Source organism: Mycobacterium sp. NGS48, assembly GCF_059812585.1.
In genome coordinates, this window is sequence record NZ_JCALCY010000007.1 from 85,890 (window position 1) to 108,900 (window position 23,011).

Consider the following 23,011-nt stretch of genomic DNA (forward strand, 5'->3'; position numbering starts at 1 on the left):
CGGCTCAGGCAGTTCGGTTGGCGGTCAGTCTGGCCAGCTCGGACAGCCCGGTCTTGGCGGCGGCTTCGATTGGCGCCGACGCCAGAGCGGCCAGTGCGCGCCGGGTCAGCCGCTCGATACGGTCTTCCACGATTGTCAGAGCGCCGGTGGCTTCGATCACGCCACACAGGTCGCGAACCTGTGCGTCGGTCAAATCGGTGCCGATCGAGGTGCGCAACACATTGGCCGCCGCCGGATCGGACTTGTCGGCCAACCCGATTGCCTCGGCGAGCAGCACGGTCCGCTTACCGGCCCGCAGGTCGTCACCGGAGGGTTTGCCGGTGACGGCCGGATCTCCGAACACGCCGAGCACGTCGTCGCGCAACTGAAAAGCCACCCCCAAATCGGTGCCGACGTCGTGGAAAAGGGCGTGCACCTCGGGCCGGTCCGCGGCGGCGGCGACACCTAACTGCAGCGGCCGCGAGACGGTGTACGACGCGGTTTTGAACGTATTGACAGTCATTGCCGAAGCGATCGAATCCGCGCCGCTGGCCTCGGCCACGATGTCCAGATACTGGCCACCGAGCACCTCGGTGCGGATATCGGCCCAAACGCGCCGAACCCGACGGCATGCATCGGACGGCAGGTCGATGCCGGCGACGATGTCGTCCGCCCACGCCAGCGCCAGGTCGCCAAGGAGGATGGCTGCCGACGTTCCGAACCACTCAGACGATCCCTGCCAGCGCCGACTATGGTGCAGCGCACTGAATTTCATGTGGGTGGTGGGGCGGCCACGGCGGGTGGCCGACGCGTCGATCACGTCGTCGTGCACCAGCGCCGAAGCGTGCAACAATTCCAGCGCCGAAAACAACAGCAGCACAGTGGTTCCGGGAGTTTCGGTGGATACCGAGCGCCACCCCCAATAGGCGAACGCCGGCCGCACTCGCTTGCCGCCGCTGGTGACGAACTCTTCCAGGCCGGCGATCAGATTCTCGTACTCGCCGCCGATATGGGCGGCGCCCTTGCGGCGCTCACGCAGATACGCCCGCAACTGGTCGGTGATGGCGTCGGCGAACTCGACGGTTGCCGCTGCTTCGACGCTCAGCGCCGCGCCCCTTTCTGCTATAGCTGCCCTGGGCCGACAGTCTATGTCGCTCGACGGCGGGGCAGTTGCTTCGACAGGCTCACTATCTGCCGCCTATGCTGGCCTGAAACCTGCGCAAGGTCGCCCGGTGTTCGAGAAGACGCGGCGGAGGCGCGGCGCGGCAAAGAATGCCGTTGCAAAAGTAGTCATTCGACGAGGAGCACCTTGTGACTCTCAACACCATCGCGCTCGAGCTGGTACCGCCGAACGTGGATCGTGGCCCGCAACAGGCAATCGAAGACGCCCGCAAAGTGCTGCAGTTCTCTGCGGACGCCGGCATTGGCGGCCGGATCGAGCACGTGATGATGCCCGGGATGATCGCCGAGGAGGACGACCGGCCAGTCGAGATGAAACCGAAGCTCGACGTACTGGACTTCTGGCGCACGATCACGCCGGAGTTACCCGGGGTGCGTGGGCTGTGCACCCAGGTCACCGCGTTCTCCGACGAGCAGTCTCTGAGCCGACGGTTGAGCGGTCTGGTTGATGCCGGCATCGAGGGCGTGGTCTTCGTCGGTGTGCCCCGCACCATGCAGGACGGCGAAGGCTCCGGCGTCGCGCCCACCGACGCCCTATCGATCTATCGCGAGCAGGTGGCCAATCGCGGCGTGATCATGATTCCAACCCGGGCCGAGGAAGCCGGTCGCTTTAATTTCAAGTGCAATCAGGGTGCGACGTTCGCTTTGACCCAGCTGTTGTATTCCGACGCGATCGTGGGGTTTTTGACCGACTTCGCCAAGCAGTCCGACCACCGGCCCGAGATCCTGCTCTCGCTTGGTTTCGTGCCGAAGGTCGAAAATCGGATCGGCCTGATCAATTGGCTCATCCAGGACCCGGGTAACGCCGCGGTCGCGGATGAGCAGGCCTTCGTCAAGACATTGGCGAACAGTGAACCTGCTCAACGGCGCAAGCTGATGGTCGACCTCTACCAGCGGGTGATCGATGGTGTCGCCGAGCTTGGCTATCCGCTGAGCATTCATTTCGAGGCGACGTATGGCGTCTCCGCGGCGGCTTTCGAGACCTTCGCAGAGATGCTGGACTACTGGTCGCCCCCTGCCACGGCTTAGTTGGACGATTGGTCGCTGGGTTCGGCGAACCGGGGGGAGCGGTCGCGACCCAACCAGGCCAGCACCGCCACTAGTCCGGCGACTCCGAGCGAGCCCAGGCCCAACCACCACGCGGCGCCGCGGAAGGAGCGGGTGCTGGGATCGGTATACCGGGCCTGGGCGGTCATGGTGCTGACGATGCCCGGCTTGAGCTTCCACGCGACCAGCTCCGAATCGATCCGCTCGCCGTTGGTGGAGGTCACTGGACCGGGGAAGGCCACCGTCAGTTCGACGTCCGCATCCGGGTCGGTCAGCGACGTCAAATCCGCCCGGCCTTCCAGAATCACCAGGTTGCCCGCCCTGCGCAACGTCAAGTTCACGCCCTGGGCATCGGGATTCATGCTCGCCAGCTGCGGCACTTCGGCGAAGGTCAGATCGGAGAACACCGCCTGGGACCCCACATAGCCGTCGCGATCGTATTTGGAGATCGCCACCTTCTGGCTGAATGCCAGGTTCGAGTCGAGCTGTGGCCCGGCGTCCTTGTCGGAGCGTGGTTTGGCCGCCGCAATGATGCTCCCGGACACCGTGTCGTCCGGCGAGATCGTGATCGACGCCTTGACCCGCAGGCATCCGGCTGCCATCGGCACCACCAACAACAGCAGCGCCACCGTCAGCACGCGGCGTCCGGTGAGCCGGCCGGTCAGCAACTGGGCGCGCACCAGGTCATCGTGCCAGACGCACGGCTACAGCGGCAGCGTGCGGCCCAGGATTGCGAACGCCCGTGGGTCGCCGGCGAAATGGTAGCCGCGGATCAGATCGGTGAAGCCGAGCCGCCGGTATAACCGCCAGGCGCGATTGGCCTCGCCGTTGATCTCTGGCGTGGACAGCAGCACGTTGGCCTCATCGCGGCCGGCCAGCAGCCGTCGCGCCAGCGCCTCACCCAGACCGTGGCCTTGCGCCCGTGGGTGTATGTGCAGTTCGGTCAGCTCGAAGTAGCTGCCCATCAGGCTGGCGATCTGCGGGCCGGGAAAACCTCCGCGCTGCAAACCCGCCACCACTTGCTGCTGCCACCACTGGTCCGGCGAGCCGCAATAGCCGTAGGCGACGCCGAGAAGCGGCGCCGCGCCCAGATCGGCGGTCGACGGATTGTCAGCGCTGTCCACTTCCACAACGCCCACGGCCTGCCACCCGTGTCGCCGCGAGTGTTCCAGCCAGACTGCGGCGCGCTGGTTTTCGGTGCCGGGCGGATAACGCATCGCGTCGACGTACACACCCAAGGCGTCACCGAGTCGGCGCTCCATATCGTGCGGCGGCAGGTCGATGAAGAATGTCGCCACCTCGCGGTGCCTCCTCGGGGTCAATTTGATGCCATGCTTCCACCGTCATTATCGGACCGGCAGTCTCGTGCCGACCGCTAATCAGCGCGGCTACAATCAGCTGTCGAACCAGTGGTATGGCGTAGATCCACCTCGTATCATCTGAGTTAGGTGCCCACGCAAGGGCATCGTCACGGAACAGCTTGTCGGCAAGGAGGGACGAATGCCACTCTCCGATCATGAGCAGCGGATGCTCGACCAGATCGAGAGCGCTCTCTATGCCGAAGACCCCAAATTTGCATCGAGCGTCCGTGGCGGGGGATTCCGAGCGCCTACTGCGCGGCGGCGCATCCAGGGCGCGGCGCTGTTCGTCGTGGGGCTGGCGATGTTGGTATCGGGGGTGGCGTTCAAGGCCACCTGGATGATCGGGCTCCCGATCTTGTCCGTCCTGGGATTCATCGTCATGTTCGGCGGCGTGGTTTTCGCCATCACCGGCCCGCGGCTGTCCGGTCGCCGTGACCACCCGGGATCGACGCCGAGTGTGCGTCAACGCCGCTCGAAGGGGACTGGCGGGTCCTTCACCAGCCGGATGGAAGACCGGTTTCGCCGCCGCTTCGACGACTAGCAGCTAACCGATCAAGGGGCGGCCTCGGCCGTCCCTTTTTTGCTGCCTCACACAAGGCACATCGACAACCGGCAGGGCAGCGGCCCCCACAACGCCCCACTCAGCGAAATCTGACCTCTGAGCTGCTGGTTTCTTGTTTTGACCACGGTGCCCGAAGCATTCGCATGGCCGACCGGAGCGAGCCGGTGGCCAGGAAACTCCGATTTACCACGTAACAAATGGGGCAAAGTGGGGGATTGTGGGGTATGGTGGCTGAAGTCGGGGTGAGGAGGATCCCAGACTCCGCACGGTGGGAGGTGGCCGGATGTTTCTGGGCACCTACACGCCCAAGCTCGACGACAAGGGGCGGCTCACGCTGCCCGCCAAGTTTCGCGACGCGCTGGCAGGGGGGTTGATGGTCACCAAGAGCCAAGACCACAGCCTCGCCGTCTACCCCCGTGGAGAGTTCGAGCAACTCGCGCGTAGAGCAAGCAAAGTGTCACGAAGCAACCCGGAGGCTCGGGCGTTCCTGCGCAACCTGGCCGCCGGGACCGACGAACAACATCCCGACGCCCAAGGCCGGATTACGTTGTCGGCCGACCATCGCCGTTACGCCAACCTGTCGAAGGACTGTGTGGTGATCGGATCGGTGGATTACCTCGAAATCTGGGACGCGCAGGCCTGGGACAACTACCAACAGACCCACGAAGAGAACTTCTCCGCGGCCAGCGATGAAGCACTCGGCGACATCATCTGAGGCGCATGCCCGTGCACCGTGGCCTCTGCCCGAACCGACCCTGACGTACTTCCCCAACGCCAGGTTCGCGCTATCGGACAGGGACCTCGATGTGCGGGCGATCGCAAGCTCGGCGAAGCCGGGCGCAACGGGTCGCACGCCGACCGAGCGGGCGATCGCAAGCTCGGCGAAGCCGGGCGCAGCGGGTCGCACGCCGACCGGCCAGGCAACCGCCCGGCCGCGGCGGGTCGCCCACCGACCGGCCATTCGTCGGGGAGTTGATGCCATGCCTGACGCCACAGACGATTTCGGCCATGTACCCGTGCTGGCCGACCGCTGTGTTGAGTTGCTCAGCCCGGCGCTGACCAGACATCATTTCGACGGGACAGGGGCGGCTCTCGTCGACGCCACCATCGGCGCCGGCGGGCATGCGGAGCGTTTCCTCACCGCACTGCCGGGGCTGCGCCTGATCGGCCTCGACCGTGATCCCACTGCCCTCGACATCGCCGGTGCGCGGCTGGCGCGCTTCACCGACCGAGTCCAGCTCGTCCACACCCGATATGACGGCATCACCGCTGCGTTGGCTGAATCAGGGTATCTGCCAACAGGTTCTGTAGACGGAGTGCTCTTCGACCTCGGAGTCTCGTCCATGCAACTGGACCGCAGTGAGCGAGGCTTCTCCTACGCCCACGACGCGCCGCTGGACATGCGGATGGACCCGACGTCTCCGCTGAGCGCGGCCGACATCGTCAACAGCTACGACGAGCGCACGCTCACCGATATCCTGCGCCGCTACGGCGACGAGCGGTTCGCGCGCCGCATCGCCGCACAGATTGTCCGGCGGCGCGGCGCCACTGCGTTCGCCACCACCGGCGAATTGGTAGAGCTTATTTACCAAGCGATTCCGGCCCCGGCCCGGCGCACCGGCGGTCACCCGGCCAAACGAACGTTTCAGGCGTTGCGGATAGCAGTCAATGCCGAACTGGATTCGTTGACCGACGCCCTGCCGGCTGCGCTGGAGGCCCTGAGTGTCGGTGGGCGCATCGTGGTACTGGCGTATCAGTCGCTGGAAGACCGCATCGTCAAACGCGTCTTCGCCGACGCTACCTCCTCGCGCACGCCATCCGGTCTGCCAATCGAACTGCCCGAGCACTCAGCGCAATTCACGTCGCTGACGCGTGGCGCCGAACGTTCCGGCGATGCCGAAATACTACGCAATCCGCGTAGCGCCGCCGTACGGCTGCGGGCACTGCAACGAACTGAACCTCGACGACGGGCAACAAGGAGGGGTGATTGATGAAAGCCAAACGCGAAGCGCCACAGCGTGGCGGCAGCGATCGCCGTCGCGCGCACGACGATGTCCGCCGCAAGGTGAAGCGCCGGCCGGCTGAACCCCCGGCGGGACGCCGCACCCGGGCGCGGACGGCGAAGGGCTCGGCACCGGCCCGCGAGCCGCGAGTATCACGATCAGCGCCGCAAACCACGCCGATGTCTCGGCCCGCCGAGCGGGTCACCCGGCCGAAGACTGCCAGCCAGGCCAAAGCCCGGGCGAAAGCGCGGAAAGCGAAAGCGCCCAAAGTCATCCGGCCACCACTGCGCGATCGGGTGTTGAACCGGCTGGCCGCGATCGATCTGCGACCGCGCACACTGGCGGCCAAGGTGCCGTTCGTGGTGCTGGTCATCGGCTCGCTTGGTGCCGGGCTGGGCGTCACGCTGTGGCTGTCGACCGACTCCGCCGAGCGCTCCTACCAGTTGGGCGCCGCGCGCCAGACGAATCAGATACTGCAGCAACAAAAAGAAGCACTCGAACGCGACGTGCTGGAAGCGCAGGCAGCGCCGGCGTTGGCTGAAGAAGCCCGCGATCTCGGAATGATCCCGACCAAAGACACCGCCCACTTGATCCAGGACCAAACCGGAGCCTGGGTGGTGGTCGGCACGCCCAAGCCGGCCGAGGGTGCGCCGCCCCCGCCGCTGAACACCAAGCTGCCCGATGAGAAGCCGGCGCCTCCGCCGGCAACGTTGGAAGTGCCGGTGCAGGTCTCTCCGGGCAATGGCGCGCCGATCGGGCCGGGAACGTCGGGGCCGCAAGTCCTGGTCCGCGATCCCAACGGCGCAACGACCCTGGGCATCCAGCACCTGCCCACCAATGCCGCACCCCCGGCGCCCGGGGCGCCCGGCGCACCGGCCGTGGTTCCGCCGCCGGGTCCGCTTCCGGCATCGGCAGCTGCCGTGCCCGCTCCGCCGGCTGCTGCGCCGCCGGCCCCCGCCGCTCCACCGACCAACGGCGAGCAGTTCGGCCCGCTGGCCGTCACAAGCCCCGGTGGCGCCAGGTGAAGGGCGCAAGTCGCTCGGGGAGTCGCAAATCACAGTCGGCGCAACCGGGGCGTGGGCAACGCAAGCCAAGGCGGGCAACTGAAGCCGAGCGGGCTAAACGGGCCAAAAAACCGAAAGCGGCGGCGCGGACCAAAAGCGCGCCCAGCGGCCACTCAGCGCGGGTCCGCCGTACCCGGCAGGCGGTGGATTTGGGAGTACGCGGTGCGTCGTTCGTGTTCCGGCACCGAACCGGCAACGTGGTCATCTTCTTGGCGCTGATCGTGGCGGCCGTGCAGCTGTTCTACTTGCAGGTTCCGCGCGCCGCCGGCCTGCGGGCCGAAGCGGCCGGGCAGCTGAAGGTCACCGACGTCGAAGAGGCGGTTCGCGGCAGCATCGTCGACCGCAACAACAACCAGCTCGCGTTCACCATCGAAGCCCGCGCGTTGACCTTCCAGCCGCGCAAGATCCGCAAGCAGCTCGCCGAGGCCAAACAGAAGACAGCCAGCAGCCCGGACCCACAGCAGCGGCTGCGCGATATCGCCAAGGAAGTCGCCGCGCGGTTGAACAACAAACCCAATTCGGCCACGGTGCTGAAGAAGTTGCAGAGCGACGAAACCTTCGTTTATCTGGCGCGCGCTGTCGACCCGGCCATCGCGACTGCCATCACCACCAAGTACCCGGAGGTAGGCGCCGAACGACAGGACCTGCGCCAGTATCCGGGTGGCTCGCTGGCGGCCAACATCGTCGGCGGCATCGACTGGGACGGTCACGGCCTGCTTGGCCTGGAGGACTCGCTGGACGCCGCACTGGCCGGAACCGACGGCTCCATCACCTACGACCGCGGGTCCGACGGGGTGGTGATCCCGGGCAGTTACCGCAACCAGCACAAGGCGGTCAACGGGTCGACCGTTCAGCTCACCATCGACGACGACATCCAGTTCTATGTCCAACAACAGGTGCAGCAAGCCAAGAATCTGTCCGGAGCCCACAACGTGTCGGCCGTCGTGCTGGACGCCAAAACGGGTGAAGTGCTGGCGATGTCGAACGACAACACCTTCGACCCGTCCCAGGACATCGGACGCCAGGGCGACAAGCAGATGGGCAACCTGCCGGTTTCCTCACCGTTCGAACCGGGCTCGGTGAACAAGATCATTACCGCGTCGTCGGTCATCGAACACGGCCTGAGCAACCCAGACGAGGTTCTGCAGGTACCCGGCTCGATCCACATGGGCGGTGTCACCGTCCACGACGCCTGGAACCACGGCGTGATGCCCTACACCACCACAGGTGTGTTCGGGAAGTCGTCCAACGTGGGCACACTCATGCTGGCCCAGCGGGTTGGCCCGGATCGCTGGTTCGACATGCTTCGCAAGTTCGGTCTGGGTCAGCGCACCGGTGTCGGCCTGCCTGGTGAGAGCGCCGGGCTGGTGCCGCCGATCGACCAATGGTCAGGCAGCACCTTCTCTAACCTGCCTATCGGGCAGGGACTTTCGATGACCCTGCTGCAGATGGCCGGTATGTACCAGGCCATTGCGAATGACGGGCTGCGGATGCCGCCGCGCATCGTCAAGGCGACCATCGCGCCCGATGGCACCAGAACCGAAGAGCCGCGCCCGCAAGGCGTCCGGGTGGTTTCGTCGCAAACCGCGCAGACCGTGCGCAACATGTTGCGCGCAGTCGTGCAGCGAGACCCGATGGGTTACCAGCAGGGCACCGGGCCGGCGGCTGCCGTTGAGGGCTACCAGATCGCCGGTAAAACCGGTACCGCCCAACAGATCAATCCCGCCTGTGGCTGCTACTTCGATGACGTCTACTGGATCACCTTCGCCGGCATGGCCACCACCGACAACCCGCGGTATGTCATCGGCATCATGATGGACAACCCGCACCATGCCGCCGACGGGTCGCCCGGGACGTCGGCCGCTCCGCTGTTCCACAACATCGCGGGCTGGCTGTTGCAGCGCGAGAATGTTCCGCTGTCAGCCGATCCCGGGCCGCCGCTGACATTGCAGGCGCTGTAGCGGCGGGTCACGAAGAATAGCGAAAGCCGCAGCCACCACGCGAGCCAGTGTGCAGGCTGGCGACTGTGAGGCAGTTACCGGCGCGACCCGCCAGAGCCCGTAGCGGCAGGTGGCTCGATAGGGTGTCATCGCTGATCGTGGCGGCTTCAGACCATGGCGGACGGAGGTGATGACGGTGGCTACGGTATTGCGGCCCAGCACCGTCGGCGCCGTGCCGCTGCCGGCCCTGGCCGCCCAGGTAGGCGCAGTGCCCGCCGAGGGCAGCGCCGTCCCGCAGGTGCAGATCACCGGCGTGACCTTGCGGGCACAGGACGTGCAGTCCGGCGACCTGTTCGCGGCGCTGACCGGCTCGTCCACACATGGCGCCCGTTATGCCGGCGACGCGGTCGAGCGCGGCGCGGTGGCGGTGCTCACCGATGCCGGCGGCGTTGCCGAATTGAACGCCGCGGTACTCGGCCGCGTGCCCGTGCTGATTCACCCGGACCCGCGCCGCGTCCTGGGCGAGCTTGCGGCGACTGTCTATGGGCAGCCCTCCGACCGGCTCGTCGTGGTCGGGATCACCGGAACGTCGGGTAAGACCACGACGTCCTACCTGCTTGAGGCCGGTTTACGGGCGGCCGGCCGCACAGTGGGGCTGATCGGGACCATCGGCATCCGCATCAACGGGGCCGACGTTCCCAGCGCGCTGACCACACCGGAGGCGCCCGCGCTGCAGGCCCAGCTCGCGGTGATGGCCGAACGCGGTGTGGACACCGTGGTGATGGAAGTGTCCAGTCACGCACTGGCGCTGGGGCGGGTTGACGGAACCACTTTCGCCGTCGGGGGTTTCACCAACTTGTCTCGCGACCACCTGGACTTCCACTCGAGCATGGCCGAGTATTTCGAGGCCAAAGCGCGATTGTTCGACGCCGCTTCGCCGGTGCACGCCCGTAGCGCGGTGGTCTGCATCGACGACGACGCCGGCCGCGTAATGGCCGAGCGCGCCGAAAGCGTGGTCACCGTCAGCGCTGCGGGCCGGGCCGCGGACTGGCGCGCCGAGGGTGTGGCCGCGGACGGCGCCGGGCAACAGTTCACCGCCGTCGACCCGGCCGGGGTGCACCATCGGGTGGGCATTCGGTTGCCGGGGAGCTACAACATCGCCAATGCCCTTCTCGCACTGGCCATCCTGGATGCGCTCGGGGTGTCTCCAGAGCAGGCGGCGATTGGACTCCGCGCCGCCGCGGTCCCGGGGCGGCTCGAGCAGATCGACCGCGGGCAGGACTTCCTGGCGCTGGTCGACTACGCCCACAAGCCGGGCGCACTGGGTGCGGTGCTGCAATCGCTGCGCCGCCCCGGCAGCCGGCTGGCGGTGGTCTTCGGGGCCGGCGGCGACCGTGACCCGGGCAAACGGGCACCGATGGGCAAAATCGCCGCGGAGTTGGCCGAGTTGGTCGTCGTCACCGACGACAATCCGCGCGGGGAGGACCCGGCCGCGATTCGCCGAGAGATCCTGGCCGGCGCCGCCGACGCCGGCAGCGCAGCAGAGATTGTCGAAATCGGCGACCGGCGCGCGGCGATCCGGCATGCCGTTGCCTGGGCGGGCCCCGATGACATCGTGCTGATCACCGGCAAGGGCCATGAAACCGGGCAGAGCGGCGGCGGACACACTCGCCCATTCGATGACCGGATCGAACTGGCCGCCGCGCTGGAGGCGCGCCGGTGATAACCCTGACGGTCGCGCAGATCGCCGAGATCGTCGGCGGCGAACTGGTCGACATCTCGCCGGAGGCCGCCGCCGCTTTGCACGTGACCGGAACGGTCGAGTTCGACTCCCGCAAGATCACTCCCGGCGGCTTGTTTCTGGCTCTGCCGGGGGGCCGCGCCGACGGGCACGACCACGCCGCCTCGGCGGTGTCGGCGGGCGCGGTCGCGGTATTGGCCGCCCGGCCGGTGGGCGTGCCGGCGGTCGTGGTGGCCCCGGACGCGCAGCGGGTCGCCCGCAGAGCCGGCGTGCTCGAGTACGACACCGACGGATCGGGCGCGGCGGTGCTGGCGGCGCTGGGTAAGCTCGCCGCGGCGGTGGCGGCTGAACTCGTCGCCCAAGGACTGACCATCGTCGGGGTCACCGGCTCGTCGGGCAAGACGTCGACCAAGGACCTGCTGGCTGCGGTGCTCGCCCCACTGGGCGAGGTGATCGCACCGCCCGGGTCGTTCAACAACGAACTGGGCCATCCCTGGACCGTCCTGCGCGCCGACGAGAGCACCGACTACTTGATCCTGGAACTGTCGGCACGCCACCCCGGCAACATCGCCGCGCTGGCCGCCATCGCGCCGCCCACCATTGGGGTGGTCCTCAACGTCGGCACCGCGCACTTAGGCGAGTTCGGTTCCCGACAAGCCATTGCGGACACGAAATCCGAACTACCACAAGCCATTCCGAGGTCCGGAGTGGTCGTGCTCAATGTCGACGATCCGGCAGTGGCAGCGATGGCCGACAAAACCGCGGCCCGGGTGATCAAGGTCAGCCGGCAGCCCGCCGACGTTTGGGCCGGTCCCGTCACCCTCGACGAATTGGCCAGGCCGCAGTTCACGCTGCATGCCGGCGGGCACGCCGTCGATGTCGGCCTGGCCGTACACGGCGACCACCACGTCAGCAATGCGTTGTGCGCGGCAGCGGTCGCGCTGGAGTGCGGGGCCACCGTCGAACAGGTGGCCACCGCGCTGGCCGGGGCACACCCGGTGTCGCAGCACCGCATGCGGGTGACCAGCCTCGACGACGGGGTGACCGTCATCGACGATGCCTACAACGCCAACCCGGATTCGATGCGGGCCGGCTTGCAGGCATTGGCCTGGATGGCCCGCGGCGGCCGGCGCAGTTGGGCGGTGCTGGGCGAGATGGCCGAACTCGGTGAAGACGCCATATCCGAGCACGACCGCGTCGGCCGGTTAGCAGTGCGCTTAGATGTGACTCGACTCATTGTCGTGGGAACAGGGAGGGCTATGAGCGCCATGCACCACGGCGCGGTCATGGAGGGCTCATGGGGCGGCGAAGCCAGCATCGTCGCCGACGCCGATGCCGCCCTGGCACTGCTGCGGGCCGAACTGCAGTCCGGAGATGTGGTGCTCATCAAGGCCTCTAATGCCGCCGGACTCGGGGCGCTGGCTGACGCGCTGACAGCAGGCGCCCGGGGCGCTGGCCGATGATCCAAATCCTCATCGCCGTCGCCATCGCGCTGACGGTGTCCATCGTGCTGACCCCGCTGTTGATCCGGCTCTTCACCATTCAGGGATTCGGCCACGAGATCCGCGAAGACGGTCCACCCAGCCACCAGACCAAGCGCGGCACCCCGTCGATGGGCGGGGTGGCGATTCTGGCTGGTATTTGGGCGGGCTACCTGGGCACCCACGTCGTGGGCCTGGCGCTCGACGGCGAGGGCCCGTCCGCATCGGGTCTGCTGGTGCTGTTTTTGGCCACCGCACTGGGTGGTGTCGGATTCGTCGACGACCTGATCGGAATCCGCCGCTCGCGCAATCTCGGGCTGAACAAGACGGCCAAAACGGTCGGTCAGATTACCGCCGCCCTGCTGTTCGGGGTGCTGGTGCTGCAGTTCCGCAACAATGCCGGCCTGACGCCGGGCAGCGCCGATCTGTCCTATGTACGTGAAATCGCCACCGTCACACTGGCTCCCGGCCTGTTCGTGCTGTTTTGCGTGGTCATGGTCAGCGCCTGGTCCAATGCGGTGAACTTCACTGACGGCCTGGACGGGCTGGCGGCCGGGGCGATGGCGATGGTCACCGCGGCCTACGTGCTGATCACGTTCTGGCAGTACCGCAACGCCTGCGCCACCGCGCCGGGCCTGGGTTGCTACAACGTGCGCGACCCGCTGGACCTGGCGCTGATCGCCGCCGCAACGGCCGGCGCCTGTATCGGCTTTTTGTGGTGGAACGCCGCGCCGGCCAAGATCTTCATGGGCGACACCGGATCTCTGGCGCTGGGTGGCATCATCGCCGGGTTGTCGGTGACCAGCCGGACCGAGATCCTCGCGGTGGTGCTCGGTTCGCTGTTCGTCGCCGAGATCGTCTCGGTGGTGCTGCAGATCCTGACGTTTCGCACCACCGGGCGGCGGGTGTTCCGGATGGCGCCCTTTCATCATCACTTCGAGTTGGTCGGCTGGGCCGAAACCACGGTGATCATCCGGTTCTGGCTGTTGACCGCGATCAGCTGCGGCCTGGGTGTGGCGCTGTTCTACAGCGAATGGCTCGCGGCAGCCGGCGACTGACATGACCCTCAAGCCGGTGTCTGCCGGTGCCTCCGTACTAGTCACCGGCGGCGGTGTCACCGGAAAGTCGGTGCTGACGGCGTTGGCCTCGCTGGGTGCGACGGCAGCCCTGTGCGACGACGACCCGACCACCCGGCAGTTGCACGCCGACGCCGGAGTGGCGACCGTGACACCGTCGGCGGCCGCCGAGCGTATCGGCGACTACACCGCGGTGATCACCAGTCCGGGTTTCCGGCCGACCGCGCCGGTGCTGGTGGCCGCCGCCGCGGCGGGCATCCCTATCTGGGGCGACGTCGAGCTGGCGTGGCGGCTCGACGCATCCGGTCATTACGGGCCGCCCCGCCGCTGGCTGGCCGTCACCGGTACCAACGGCAAGACCACCACCACGTCGATGTTGCAGGCCATGCTGAGCGCTGCGGGGCTGGATTCCCGGCTCTGCGGCAACATCGGCAAACCGGTGCTGGACGCGCTCCGCGAGCCCGCTGACCTGCTGGCCGTCGAATTGTCCAGCTTCCAGCTGCACTGGGCGCCGTCGGTGCGGCCCGAGGCCGGTGTGGTGCTCAACATCGCCGAGGACCACCTGGACTGGCATGGCACGATGGCCGACTACACCGCCGCCAAGGCGCAGGTGCTCGGCGGTCGGGTGGCCGTCGTCGGGCTCGATGACATCCGGGCGGCCGCGCTGCTGGACAGCGCGCCAGCCCCGGTGCACGTCGGATTCCGCCTCGGCGAACCCGCCGGCGGGGAACTCGGCGTGCGCGACGGCATGCTGATCGACCGGGCTTTTTTCTCAGCCGGCTCCAACGACCTGGCGCTGGCACCCGTCGCGTCGATACCGGTGCCCGGTCCGGTAGGGGTGCTCGACGCGCTGGCCGCGGCGGCGCTGGCCCGCAGCGTCGGGGTCGGCGCCGACGCGATCGCGGATGCCCTGGCGACGTTCCAGGTCGGCCGGCATCGCGCGGAGGTGGTCGCTGTGGTCGACGGAATCAGCTACGTCGACGATTCCAAGGCCACCAACCCGCACGCCGCCGAGGCGTCGGTGCTGGCTTACCCGCGGGTGGTGTGGATCGCCGGCGGCCTGCTCAAGGGCGCGTCGATCGACACGACCGTGGCCAGGGTCGCAAACCGCCTGGTCGGAGCGGTATTAATCGGTCGTGACCGGGCCGCGGTTGCCGACGCGTTATCACGACACGCGCCTGAGGTCCCCGTCGTACAGGTTGTGACAGGTGAGGATATTGATATGCAAGCGACTGCTGAGTCTTCTGTTACTCCTGTGACAAGAGTTGTTCAGGTGCCCGACGAGGCTGTCGGCAGTCGCGTGATGAGCGCGGCCGTGGCCGCCGCGCGCGATCTGGCAGGTCCCGGCGACACCGTGCTACTGGCGCCGGCTGGCGCATCCTTCGACCAGTTCAGCGGTTATGCCGACCGGGGCGACGCATTCGCGGCCGCCGCACGCGCCACAACTCGGTAGCCACTGGTGAGCAACGCGCTGACCCGGTTGCTGCGCCGGGGCACGAAGGGCGGGGAGACGGCGGAGGCCGCGGAGGCGGACGCGCCCGACAAGGCCGCGACCGCCCCCAGCGCGTCACGCGGGCCGCGGACCCGGTTCGGCGCCTGGCTGGGCCGGCCCATGACGTCGTTCCACCTGATCATCGCCGTGGCCGCGCTGTTGACCACGCTTGGCCTGATCATGGTGCTCTCCGCGTCGGGCGTGCACTCCTATGACGCCGATGGCTCGGCCTGGATCATCTTCGGTAAGCAAGTGCTGTGGACGGTGATCGGCCTGATCGCCTGCTATGTGGCGCTGCGGATGCCGGTGCACTTCATGCGCCGGGTCGCCTTCACGGGTTTCGCATTCACCATCGTCTTGCTGGTGCTGGTACTTGTCCCGGGCGTCGGCACCATCTCCAACGGCTCCAGCGGGTGGTTCGTGATCCACGGATTCTCGATGCAGCCCTCCGAGCTGACCAAGATCGCCTTCGCCATCTGGGGCGCGCACCTGCTGGCCGCCCGGCGCTTGGAGCGCGCCACGCTGCGGGAAATGCTGATCCCGCTGGTCCCGGCGGCCGTCATTGCGCTGGCCCTGATCGTCGCCGAGCCCGACCTGGGGCAGACAGTGTCACTGGGCATCATCCTGCTGGCCCTGCTGTGGTACGCCGGGCTGCCGTTGCGGGTGTTCTGCAGCTCGTTGCTCGCAGTCATGGTGGCCGCGGCGATCCTGGCGGTGTCCGAGGGTTACCGCTCCGACCGGGTCCAGTCCTGGCTCGATCCGGCCGCCGACGCGCAGGGCTCGGGCTACCAGGCCCGCCAGGCCAAATTCGCGCTGGCCAACGGGGGCATCTTCGGCCACGGCCTCGGCCAGGGCACCGCCAAATGGAACTATCTGCCCAACGCCCACAACGACTTCATCTTCGCGATCATCGGCGAAGAACTCGGTTTCGTCGGCGCGTTCGGACTGCTGGCGCTGTTCGGCTTGTTCGCCTACACCGGCATGCGGATCGCGCGCCGCTCCGCCGACCCGTTTCTGCGGCTGCTGACCGCCACCATCACCTTGTGGATCGCCGGTCAGGTGTTCATCAACGTCGGCTATGTGATTGGGCTGCTGCCGGTCACCGGGATCCAGCTGCCGCTCATCTCAGCTGGTGGAACATCCACGGCCACAACACTTCTGATGATCGGAGTGATGGCCAATGCGGCCCGTCACGAACCGGAGGCCGTTGCCGCCCTGCGTGCTGGGCGCGACGACCGGATGAACCGGCTGTTGCGACTGCCGTTGCCAGAGCCGTATTCGCCGACCCGGGTCGAAGCGCTGCGCGACCGCCTACGGACCCGCCCGCAGCCACCCAAGCAGCAGCACAAAGCTGACCGGGCCCCGTCGGCCGGCCGAACGGGCAGACCCCCGAAAACGGATCGGCGGGTCCGAGGGTCCGGAGGGGCCGCCCGCCGGTCTGGGGGCCAGCACCCGGAGGCAGGCGCCGCCGCCCGCGTGCGGGGGCGGCATGATGGACGTGAACAGCGCTTCGCCGACCAGCGCCAGCTACGCGGCAAGCGCGCTCGCGCACTGGAAGGTCAGCGTTACGGGTGAACGACTCTGTCACGGAGCCGACCAGCGGGGTGAACAGCGACTCGGGGAGCCGGCCCGGTGGCCGGTCGTTGTCGGTGGTGCTCGCCGGCGGCGGCACCGCCGGGCACGTCGAGCCCGCGATGGCCGTCGCTGACGCGCTGGTCGCACTGGATCCGCAGGTCCGGATCACCGCATTGGGAACCGCGCGGGGCCTGGAAACCAGGCTGGTGCCCGAGCGTGGCTACCGTCTCGAGCTGATCACCCCGGTGCCGTTGCCGCGCAAGCCGACCGGAGATCTGGCCCGGCTGCCGGCGCGGGTGATACGCGCAGTCCGCCAAACCCGCGCGGTGCTCGACGATGTCAATGCCGATGTGGTGATCGGATTCGGCGGATACGTCGCGCTGCCCGCCTACCTCGCCGCCCGTCGCCGTCGCGTTCCGGTGGTGATTCACGAGGCCAACGCCAGCGCCGGGTTGGCCAACCGGGTCGGCGCCCGCCGCGCGCAGCGGATCCTCTCGGCGGTGCCCGACCCCGGCTTGCCGCACGCCGAAGTGGTCGGCGTGCCGGTCCGCGCGGCGATCACCGCCCTGGACCGCGCGGCGTGGCGGGCCGAGGCACGCACGCATTTCGGCTTCGCCGACAATGCCCGAGTGCTGCTGGTGTTCGGCGGTTCGCAGGGCGCCGCGTCGATCAACCGGGCCGTCGCCGCGGCCGCCGCAGAGCTGGCCGCCGCCGGAGTGGCGGTGCTGCACGCCTACGGCGCCAAGAACACCATCGAACTGCGCACCGCAGCGCCCGGCGACCCGCCGTATGTGGCCGTGCCCTACTTGGACCGGATGGACCTGGCGTATGCGGCGGCCGACCTGGCGATCTGCCGCTCCGGGGCGATGACGGTCGCCGAGGTCTCCGCGGTGGGCCTGCCCGCGGTGTACGTGCCGCTGCCGATCGGTAACGGCGAGCAGCGGCTCAACGCGCTACCGGTGGTCAACGCCGGCGGCGGGCTACTGGTCGCCGACGCCGATCTGACGCCCGGGTTCGTCGCCGAGCAGGTAGCCGCACTGCTGGGCGATGCGCCGCGGCTGTCGGCGATGACGGCTGCCGCGGCGCTGGCCGGGCACCCCGACGCGGCCGAGCAAGTGGCGCGGGTCGCGCTGGACGTCGCGCGCGAGGCGCGGGTCGGGAAGCCCGCCAGAACCGGGCGGGGGCGGCAATGAGCGCCGAGTCGCTGCCACCCGACCTGCAGCGGGTCCACATGGTCGGCATCGGGGGAGCGGGCATGTCGGGGATCGCCCGCATCCTGCTCGACCGCGGCGGACAGGTGTCGGGATCAGACGCCAAGGAGTCGCGCGGAGTGCGCGCGTTGCGTGCCCGCGGCGCACTGATCCGGATCGGCCACGATGCGTCGTCGCTGGATCTGCTGCCCGGCGGCGCCACCGCGGTCATCACCACCCACGCCGCGATCCCGAAAACCAACCCCGAACTCGTGGAAGCCCGTCGACGCGGCATTCCGGTGGTGTTGCGCCCGGCAGTGCTGGCCAAGCTGATGGCCGGGCGCACCACGCTGATGATCACCGGCACGCACGGGAAGACGACGACGACGTCGATGCTCATCGTCGCGCTGCAGCATTGCGGGTGCGACCCGTCCTTCGCGGTCGGCGGCGAGATGGGGGAGGCGGGCACCAACGCCCACCACGGCAGCGGCGACAGCTTTGTCGCCGAGGCCGACGAAAGCGACGGCTCACTGCTCGAATACACGCCCAATGTCGCCGTCGTCACCAACATCGAGGCGGATCATCTGGATTTCTTCGGCAGCGCCGATGCCTACGCCGCGGTGTTCGACTCGTTCGTCGAGCGTCTTGCGCCGGGCGGAGCACTCGTCGTCTGCACCGACGACCCCGGCGCGTCGGCGCTCGCCGAACGCACTGCGCCGCTGGGCATTCGGGTGCTTCGCTATGGAAGCGGCGCTCCGGCGCGGTTGAGCGGTGCGCTGCTGTCGTGGGAGCAGCAGGGCACCGGCGCGGTCGCCCACATCCAGCTGGCCGGCGAAGCGCATCCGCGGGTGATGCGACTGGCGGTGCCGGGCCGGCACATGGCGCTCAACGCGTTAGGCGCGCTGCTGGCCGCGGTCGAGATCGGCGCGCCGCCCGACGCGGTGCTCGACGGGCTGGCCGGTTTCGAGGGTGTGCGCCGGCGATTCGAGTTGATCGGGACCGCGGGGTCGGTGCGGGTGTTCGACGACTACGCGCATCATCCGACGGAGATCGGCGCGACGCTGGCGGCCGTGCGCACTCTGCTCGAGCAGGCCGGCAGCGGCCGGTCGCTGGTGGTTTTCCAGCCGCATCTATATTCGCGGACAAAGGATTTCGCTGCCGAGTTCGGTCACGCACTCAACGGCGCCGACGAGGTGTTCGTGCTCGACGTCTATGCCGCCCGTGAGCAGCCACTGGCCGGTGTGAGCGGGGCCAGTGTCGCCGAGCATGTCAGCGTGCCGGTGCACTATCTGCCGGATTTCTCGGCCGTCGCCGAGGTGGTGGCCGCGGCGGCCGGCCCGGGCGATGTCGTCGTCACCATGGGGGCCGGCGATGTGACGATGCTCGGACCGGAGATCGTGACGGCGCTGCGGGTGCGGGCCAACCGCAGCGCGCCGGGCCGCCCGGGGGTGCTGTGGTGAGCGAACCAAACGACAGCCCGGCCTCTGAGGCGGTCACCGAACCGATCCCGGCGACACCGTCGGACCAGGAAACGGTCGAGCAGCCCGCCGACGATGCAGGCCGCGAAGCGCCGTCTGAGGAAGCCGCGCAACCGGAGCCCGTCGAGGGTCCGCGGCGGCGCGCGCGCCGGGAGCGCGCCGAACGCCGCGCCGCGCAGGCCCGCGCCACCGCGATCGAGCACGCCCGACGAGAAGCCAAACGGCGGGCCCGCGGAGGCGGTTTCAACGAACCCAAACCCGTTCCGCGGGGGGCGGTTCGAGGACTGAAAATGGTGCTCGCGTCGGTGCTGGTGGCCCTGGCCGCCACCGGGCTGGGGCTGATCCTCTACTTCACGCCGGTGATGTCTGCGCGCAGCATCATCGTGACCGGGACCGGTGCGGTGACGCGAGAGGAAGTGCTCGACACGGCGAAAGTCCAACTCGGAACCCCGTTGTTGCAGATCAACACCGACGGGGTGGCCGACCGGGTGGCCGCGATTCGGCGGGTGGCCAGCGCGCGGGTGCAGCGCCAATACCCGTCGGCGCTCCGGATCACCATCGTCGAGCGGGTTCCGGTAGTGGTCAAGGACTTTCCCGACGGGCCGCATCTCTATGACCGCGACGGCGTCGACTTCGCCACCGCGCCGCCACCGCCGGCGCTGCCCTATATCGACGTCGACAATCCCGGGCCGAACGACCCGGCTACCAAGGCGGCGCTCGAGGTATTGACCGCGTTGCGCCCGGAGGTGGCCGGTCAGGTGGGCCGGATCGCGGCGCCGTCCGTCGCCTCGATCACGCTGACCCTGACCGACGGGCGCACGGTGATCTGGGGGACCACCGACCGCACCGAGGAAAAGGCCGAGAAGCTGGCGGCGCTGTTGACGCAGCCGGGGCGGACGTACGACGTATCCAGTCCAGACCTGCCGACCGTCAAGTAGTCGCGGCCCGCCCGTAGCCCGCAGCGCCACTCCAGCGTGACGCTCGGCATGTGGCACCGAAAATTGGCCGAAATTCGCCCGCAACGTTTCGGCGCGCCTGCGTCGATCGCGTCGTCCGTGCCCATACCGTTCTGTTTGCGCGAAACAACTTGACATAACTCTAAGCCTCTAGTTGAGGTTGAGGTTTGCCAGGGGTTGACCGCCAGACCAAGCCGAGTCCCATCTAGGGAGGAAGACGCAATGATGACCCCCCCGCACAACTACCTGGCCGTCATCAAAGTCGTGGGTATCGGCGGCGGCGGTGTCAACGCCGTTAACCGGATGATCGAGCAGGGCCTCAAAGGCGTGGAGTTCATCGCCATCAACACCGACGCTCAGGCGCTGTTGATGAGCGACGCCGACGTCAAACTCGACGTCGGCCGCGACTCCACCCGGGGCCTGGGCGCCGGCGCCGACCCCGAGGTCGGGCGACGGGCGGCCGAAGACGCCAAAGACGAGATCGAAGAGCTGCTCCGCGGCGCCGACATGGTGTTCGTCACCGCCGGCGAAGGCGGCGGCACCGGCACCGGCGGAGCTCCGGTGGTCGCCAGCATCTCGCGCAAGCTCGGGGCGCTGACCGTCGGTGTCGTCACCCGGCCGTTCTCGTTCGAGGGCAAGCGACGCAGCACCCAAGCCGAAAACGGCATCGCCGCACTGCGGGAAAGCTGCGACACGCTGATCGTGATCCCCAACGACCGGCTGCTGCAGATGGGCGACGCCGCCGTGTCGCTGATGGATGCCTTCCGCAGCGCCGACGAGGTACTGCTCAACGGGGTGCAGGGCATCACCGACCTGATCACCACCCCGGGGCTGATCAACGTCGACTTCGCCGACGTCAAGGGCGTCATGTCCGGTGCCGGCAGCGCGCTGATGGGCATCGGCTCGGCCCGCGGTGAAGGCCGGGCCCTCAAGGCTGCCGAGGTGGCGATCAACTCCCCGCTACTGGAAGCCTCGATGGAGGGCGCGCAGGGCGTTCTGCTGTCGATCGCCGGCGGCAGCGACCTGGGGCTGTTCGAGATCAACGAGGCGGCCTCGCTGGTGCAAGACGCTGCCCATCAAGACGCCAACATCATTTTCGGCACGGTCATCGACGACTCGCTGGGCGACGAAGTGCGCATCACGGTCATCGCAGCGGGCTTCGACGCCAGCGGACCGGGTCGCAAACCGATCGTCGGCAGCGGTCAGGCGCAGGCCCAGACCATCGCACCGGCCCAGGCGGGCAAGGTCACCTCGTCGCTGTTCGAGCCGGCTGACGCGCTCAGCATGCCGTTGCACACCAACGGTTCGACGCTGGATATCGGCGGCGACGACGACGAGGACGTCGACGTGCCGCCTTTCATGCGGCGCTAGCCCGCCGACGATACTGGGCAGGTGAGCGTTCGCATCCGGCGCGTGACGACCACCCGGTCGGGCGGTGTCTCGGCGCCGCCGTTTGACAGCTTCAACCTCGGTGACCATGTCGGTGACGACCCCGCGGCGGTGGCAGCCAATCGGGCCCGGCTGGCCGCAGCGCTCGACCTCGGTGCTGATCGGGTGATCTGGATGAACCAAGTGCACAGCGACCGGGTCGAGGTGGTCGACGGGCCGCGCGACTCACCGGTGGATGACACCGATGCCTTGGTGACCACGACGCCGCGGCTGGCGCTGGCTGCGTTGAGTGCCGATTGCGTGCCGGTGTTGATGGCCGACTCGCGTGCCGGGGTGGTCGCTGCCGTGCATGCCGGGCGCGTTGGCGCGGCGAGCGGAGTCGTGGCCCGCGCGCTGGAAGCCATGCTGACCCTCGGCGCGCAGACCGAGGACGTTTCCGCGCTGCTCGGCCCGGCGGTCAGCGGCCGCAACTATGAAGTGCTCGCCGCAATGGCCGACGAGGTCGAAGCGGCGCTGCCGGGCAGTCGGACCACCACCTCGGCGGGTACGCCCGGACTGGACCTTCGAGCCGGAATCGCCTGCCAACTCAAGAATTTGGGCGTAACGGCCATCGACGTGGACCCGCGTTGCACGGTGGACGACCCCAGTCTGTTCAGCCATCGCCGTGACGCGCCCACCGGGCGGCTGGCGTCGGTGGTGTGGATGCAATGAGCGCCGCGGCGGCAAACTTCTCACCGCACCGGGAGCGGGAATCCGACTTGGCCGACGCTTTGGGTGCACTGCGGGCGCGGCTTGCCGCAGCCGCGGACGCGGCCGAACGGAATGTCGACGGAATTGAACTTCTGCCGATAACCAAATTCTTTCCCGCAACAGATGTGGCGATTTTGTCGGGATTGGGATGTCGGGCCTTTGGCGAATCCCGCGAGCAGGAGGCCGCGGCGAAGGTGGATGAAGTAGCCGGATTGCTGGGCCGCGATCGACCCGGAGTGGAGTGGCACATGGTGGGCCAGATTCAGCGCAACAAGGTCCGGTCGCTGGCCAACTGGGCGCACACCGCCCATTCGGTCAGCAGTGCCCGAATAGTCGATGCCCTCGACCGCGCCGTTGGTGCGGCGCTGCGTGAGCATCGCCGAACGGCACCGCTGCGCGTCTATGTCCAGATCAGCCTCGACGGCGATGTGTCGCGCGGCGGCGTCGACGTCACCCAACCCGCCGCCGTCGACGAAATCTGCTCCCGGGTAGATGAGGCCGAATACCTGGAACTCGTTGGCCTGATGGGCATCCCGCCGCTGGACTGGGAATCCGACAAAGCTTTCGACCGGTTGCAATCCGCGCACGAGCGGGTACGCCAGACGCATCCGAATGCCGCAGGACTGTCGGCCGGTATGTCAAACGACCTGGAAACGGCGGTCAAACATGGTTCGACGTGTGTGCGTGTCGGTACCGCGTTATTGGGTCGAAGACCGCTACCGTCACCGTGAATAGTCACTCCAGTCAC

At 68.1% G+C, this 23,011-nt stretch carries 20 protein-coding genes; 17 read left to right on the top strand and 3 right to left on the bottom strand.

Going from position 1 to position 23,011, the window contains the following annotated elements:
* Positions 1 to 4: 4 nt before the first annotated feature.
* Positions 5 to 1,084: a bifunctional (2E,6E)-farnesyl/geranyl diphosphate synthase gene (gene idsA2, locus AC5Y42_RS14830; RefSeq protein ID WP_499899354.1), complete on the bottom strand. Its 1,080-nt coding sequence runs from the start codon at positions 1,082 to 1,084 to the stop codon at positions 5 to 7.
* Between the two features lie 206 nt (positions 1,085 to 1,290).
* Here idsA2 and AC5Y42_RS14835 point away from each other — a divergent pair, with 206 nt between their 5' ends.
* On the top strand, positions 1,291 to 2,187 hold the full coding sequence (locus AC5Y42_RS14835; protein WP_499899183.1) for a mycobacterial-type methylenetetrahydrofolate reductase: 897 nt from the start codon (positions 1,291 to 1,293) through the stop codon (positions 2,185 to 2,187).
* On the opposite strand, the gene AC5Y42_RS14840 is transcribed toward AC5Y42_RS14835, so the two are convergent.
* Together AC5Y42_RS14840 and AC5Y42_RS14845 are read right to left on the bottom strand one after the other, a co-directional pair.
* The gene (locus tag AC5Y42_RS14840) at positions 2,184 to 2,807 is read right to left on the bottom strand and encodes a DUF3153 domain-containing protein (RefSeq protein ID WP_499899355.1); all 624 of its coding nucleotides are present in this window, start codon (positions 2,805 to 2,807) and stop codon (positions 2,184 to 2,186) included. The two genes, AC5Y42_RS14835 and AC5Y42_RS14840, sit on opposite strands and share 4 nt — an antisense overlap.
* A gap of 102 nt (positions 2,808 to 2,909) precedes the next feature.
* Complete coding sequence (locus AC5Y42_RS14845) at positions 2,910 to 3,503, bottom strand: GNAT family N-acetyltransferase (RefSeq protein WP_499899185.1); 594 nt, start codon at positions 3,501 to 3,503, stop codon at positions 2,910 to 2,912.
* Between the two features lie 202 nt (positions 3,504 to 3,705).
* Here AC5Y42_RS14845 and AC5Y42_RS14850 point away from each other — a divergent pair, with 202 nt between their 5' ends.
* From AC5Y42_RS14850 to AC5Y42_RS14925, 16 genes are all read left to right on the top strand, one after another.
* Positions 3,706 to 4,107 carry an SCO2097 family morphological protein gene (locus tag AC5Y42_RS14850; protein ID WP_499899187.1) on the top strand — a complete coding sequence of 134 codons (402 nt, stop codon included), beginning with the start codon at positions 3,706 to 3,708 and terminating at the stop codon, positions 4,105 to 4,107.
* 304 nt (positions 4,108 to 4,411) lie between these two features.
* Complete coding sequence (gene mraZ, locus AC5Y42_RS14855; RefSeq protein ID WP_499899188.1) at positions 4,412 to 4,843, top strand: division/cell wall cluster transcriptional repressor MraZ; 432 nt, start codon at positions 4,412 to 4,414, stop codon at positions 4,841 to 4,843.
* A gap of 265 nt (positions 4,844 to 5,108) precedes the next feature.
* Positions 5,109 to 6,119, top strand: a complete 1,011-nt coding sequence (gene rsmH, locus AC5Y42_RS14860; protein WP_499899191.1) for a 16S rRNA (cytosine(1402)-N(4))-methyltransferase RsmH — start codon at positions 5,109 to 5,111, stop codon at positions 6,117 to 6,119.
* Positions 6,119 to 7,156 (top strand): cell division protein FtsL, encoded by a 1,038-nt coding sequence (ftsL, locus tag AC5Y42_RS14865; protein ID WP_499899194.1) that lies wholly within the window; start codon positions 6,119 to 6,121, stop codon positions 7,154 to 7,156. Before rsmH ends, ftsL begins: the two co-directional genes overlap by 1 nt.
* Positions 7,153 to 9,156, top strand: coding sequence for a peptidoglycan D,D-transpeptidase FtsI family protein (locus tag AC5Y42_RS14870; RefSeq protein ID WP_499899196.1), 2,004 nt, complete (start codon positions 7,153 to 7,155; stop codon positions 9,154 to 9,156). The genes ftsL and AC5Y42_RS14870 overlap by 4 nt, the downstream gene beginning before the upstream one ends.
* Positions 9,157 to 9,325: 169 nt before the next feature.
* Positions 9,326 to 10,858 (top strand): UDP-N-acetylmuramoyl-L-alanyl-D-glutamate--2,6-diaminopimelate ligase, encoded by a 1,533-nt coding sequence (locus tag AC5Y42_RS14875; RefSeq protein WP_499899198.1) that lies wholly within the window; start codon positions 9,326 to 9,328, stop codon positions 10,856 to 10,858.
* Positions 10,855 to 12,339, top strand: a complete 1,485-nt coding sequence (locus tag AC5Y42_RS14880) for a UDP-N-acetylmuramoyl-tripeptide--D-alanyl-D-alanine ligase (protein WP_499899200.1) — start codon at positions 10,855 to 10,857, stop codon at positions 12,337 to 12,339. The genes AC5Y42_RS14875 and AC5Y42_RS14880 overlap by 4 nt, the downstream gene beginning before the upstream one ends.
* Positions 12,336 to 13,415 (top strand): phospho-N-acetylmuramoyl-pentapeptide-transferase, encoded by a 1,080-nt coding sequence (gene mraY / locus AC5Y42_RS14885; RefSeq protein ID WP_499899201.1) that lies wholly within the window; start codon positions 12,336 to 12,338, stop codon positions 13,413 to 13,415. Before AC5Y42_RS14880 ends, mraY begins: the two co-directional genes overlap by 4 nt.
* A 1-nt stretch (position 13,416) precedes the next feature.
* Complete coding sequence (murD, locus tag AC5Y42_RS14890) at positions 13,417 to 14,886, top strand: UDP-N-acetylmuramoyl-L-alanine--D-glutamate ligase (protein ID WP_499899202.1); 1,470 nt, start codon at positions 13,417 to 13,419, stop codon at positions 14,884 to 14,886.
* 6 nt (positions 14,887 to 14,892) lie between these two features.
* Positions 14,893 to 16,500 carry a putative lipid II flippase FtsW gene (ftsW, locus tag AC5Y42_RS14895; RefSeq protein WP_499899204.1) on the top strand — a complete coding sequence of 536 codons (1,608 nt, stop codon included), beginning with the start codon at positions 14,893 to 14,895 and terminating at the stop codon, positions 16,498 to 16,500.
* The gene (gene murG, locus AC5Y42_RS14900) at positions 16,497 to 17,693 is read left to right on the top strand and encodes an undecaprenyldiphospho-muramoylpentapeptide beta-N-acetylglucosaminyltransferase (protein ID WP_499899207.1); all 1,197 of its coding nucleotides are present in this window, start codon (positions 16,497 to 16,499) and stop codon (positions 17,691 to 17,693) included. The genes ftsW and murG overlap by 4 nt, the downstream gene beginning before the upstream one ends.
* Complete coding sequence (murC, locus tag AC5Y42_RS14905) at positions 17,690 to 19,150, top strand: UDP-N-acetylmuramate--L-alanine ligase (protein WP_499899209.1); 1,461 nt, start codon at positions 17,690 to 17,692, stop codon at positions 19,148 to 19,150. The genes murG and murC overlap by 4 nt, the downstream gene beginning before the upstream one ends.
* On the top strand, positions 19,147 to 20,106 hold the full coding sequence (locus AC5Y42_RS14910; protein WP_499899211.1) for a cell division protein FtsQ/DivIB: 960 nt from the start codon (positions 19,147 to 19,149) through the stop codon (positions 20,104 to 20,106). Before murC ends, AC5Y42_RS14910 begins: the two co-directional genes overlap by 4 nt.
* Before the next feature lie 243 nt (positions 20,107 to 20,349).
* Entirely contained in the window at positions 20,350 to 21,495 is a 1,146-nt protein-coding gene (gene ftsZ / locus AC5Y42_RS14915; RefSeq protein WP_499899357.1) for a cell division protein FtsZ, read from the top strand.
* A 21-nt stretch (positions 21,496 to 21,516) separates the two neighbouring features.
* Positions 21,517 to 22,224: a peptidoglycan editing factor PgeF gene (gene pgeF / locus AC5Y42_RS14920; RefSeq protein ID WP_499899213.1), complete on the top strand. Its 708-nt coding sequence runs from the start codon at positions 21,517 to 21,519 to the stop codon at positions 22,222 to 22,224.
* Positions 22,221 to 22,994 carry a YggS family pyridoxal phosphate-dependent enzyme gene (locus tag AC5Y42_RS14925; protein ID WP_499899215.1) on the top strand — a complete coding sequence of 258 codons (774 nt, stop codon included), beginning with the start codon at positions 22,221 to 22,223 and terminating at the stop codon, positions 22,992 to 22,994. The genes pgeF and AC5Y42_RS14925 overlap by 4 nt, the downstream gene beginning before the upstream one ends.
* The last annotated feature ends 17 nt before the right edge of the window (positions 22,995 to 23,011 follow it).

Coding starts and splice junctions, on each gene's coding strand:
- mraY (WP_499899201.1), top strand. CDS start 12,336: ATGATCCAAATCCTCATCGCCGTCGCCATCGCGCTGACGGTGTCCATC.
- mraZ (WP_499899188.1), top strand. CDS start 4,412: ATGTTTCTGGGCACCTACACGCCCAAGCTCGACGACAAGGGGCGGCTC.
- AC5Y42_RS14875 (WP_499899198.1), top strand. CDS start 9,326: ATGACGGTGGCTACGGTATTGCGGCCCAGCACCGTCGGCGCCGTGCCG.
- ftsZ (WP_499899357.1), top strand. CDS start 20,350: ATGACCCCCCCGCACAACTACCTGGCCGTCATCAAAGTCGTGGGTATC.
- AC5Y42_RS14850 (WP_499899187.1), top strand. CDS start 3,706: ATGCCACTCTCCGATCATGAGCAGCGGATGCTCGACCAGATCGAGAGC.
- AC5Y42_RS14925 (WP_499899215.1), top strand. CDS start 22,221: ATGAGCGCCGCGGCGGCAAACTTCTCACCGCACCGGGAGCGGGAATCC.
- murD (WP_499899202.1), top strand. CDS start 13,417: ATGACCCTCAAGCCGGTGTCTGCCGGTGCCTCCGTACTAGTCACCGGC.
- ftsL (WP_499899194.1), top strand. CDS start 6,119: ATGAAAGCCAAACGCGAAGCGCCACAGCGTGGCGGCAGCGATCGCCGT.
- rsmH (WP_499899191.1), top strand. CDS start 5,109: ATGCCTGACGCCACAGACGATTTCGGCCATGTACCCGTGCTGGCCGAC.
- murC (WP_499899209.1), top strand. CDS start 17,690: ATGAGCGCCGAGTCGCTGCCACCCGACCTGCAGCGGGTCCACATGGTC.
- AC5Y42_RS14840 (WP_499899355.1), bottom strand. CDS start 2,807: ATGGCAGCCGGATGCCTGCGGGTCAAGGCGTCGATCACGATCTCGCCG.